Raw genomic sequence first — 347 nt, forward strand, 5'->3', positions numbered from 1 at the left:
GCTCAATTCTTTGAGCTAAGCAGCACGATTGATGATGGCGTGGCCGATTTCGTGGTTTGGATCATTCAGCAGGTGATGCCCGAAATCCGAAACGATTTGGCGCATCTTACCGAAACTGAAGTCGAGCAGGTGGCTTCTAAAGCACGGACCGCTGAAATGATGCGCGTGCTGCGTATCCTTGATATGTGTATGGTAGAACCGCGCGCCGAGGCCCAGTCGGTAGAAGCGGCCTATGCACGACGTGTGCGTGAAAAGTTGCTGAGCTAAGGAGAATTATGACACGAGAACAACGCGTGGCGTGCCGAGAAGCTTTCGAACGCACGACGGGCCGCACCATGATTCTATAT

1 protein-coding gene is annotated in these 347 nt (G+C 53.0%); it reads left to right on the plus strand.

What is annotated here, in order from left to right:
* Nucleotides 1-267, plus strand: a 267-nt coding sequence (locus tag AC1RPH_RS08080) for a hypothetical protein (RefSeq protein ID WP_481762071.1), incomplete at its 5' end; no start/stop codon positions are given.
* Nucleotides 268-347: the final 80 nt, after the last annotated feature.

The organism is Dellaglioa sp. CoH-57-MRSF-16 (genome assembly GCF_056782055.1).